Raw genomic sequence first — 796 nt, forward strand, 5'->3', positions numbered from 1 at the left:
TAGATCTCCGCTCCCGGTGTCGCCGGATCGATCTCGACGGAGGCATCGGGATAGAGCGTGGTGGCGAAGGATGAGCTTTTTTTGCTGCGCGCGCCGTCTGGGCCGTAGGAGAGAGAAACGGTGCTGGCGGCCTGCGTCACCGTCTTCAGGCGGTTGGCTTCGTCCCAGGTCAGCGTCCTGGTGCCGTCGGCGGTCATGTTGCCATTGGCATCATAGGTGAGCGTCTTGGCGCCGACCGCGGTCGGGGCGTGCGGACGCGGTGATGTAGCCGCGGGATAGACGTAGGTCCCGGCAACGCGGGTGCGCGAGGTCAGATTGTCGTTGGCGGCATAGACAAAAGTCTCGTCCAGCGTGTTGTTGCCAAGATTGTCGCTCGAAGTCAGCCGGTCGGCCTTGTCGTAGCCATAGGTCCAGCTGTCGGAAGCCGTCAGCCCCGTCGTGCCGCTGATGCGGCCGATGAGATCGCGGGCATACTGGTCGTCGAGCAGGACAGTTGCGCCCCTTGCCGTGGTGACGCGGGTCAGCCAGCGGCGGGTCGGCGAATAAATGAAGGACGTCTTTACGCCATTGGCATAGGTGATCTCTTTCGTCTGGCCGTCGGCCTCGTAGAGCGTCGAGGTGATGAAGCCTGAAGCCGAGAGCAGCTTGTTGCCGGCGGTGTATTGCAGCGGTGCGGCAAGCGTGCCGAAGTCGAGCTGCACCGGCAGGTACTGGGTGCGCAGCGTCTGGCCGGAGGCATCGCGCACGCTGGTCGTGGTGTGGGTCAGCGTGCCGATGGTGACGTCCTGGCGGGCAA

Annotated in this window: 1 protein-coding gene; it reads right to left on the reverse strand. The window is 64.2% G+C overall.

The window, feature by feature from the left end; genetic code table 11:
- Positions 1-796 (reverse strand): hypothetical protein (locus NKJ55_RS35430; RefSeq protein ID WP_502904553.1); only part of this gene is annotated, 796 nt, incomplete at both ends.

Source organism: Mesorhizobium sp. M0106 (assembly GCF_040322715.1).
Taxonomy (GTDB): domain Bacteria; phylum Pseudomonadota; class Alphaproteobacteria; order Rhizobiales; family Rhizobiaceae; genus Mesorhizobium.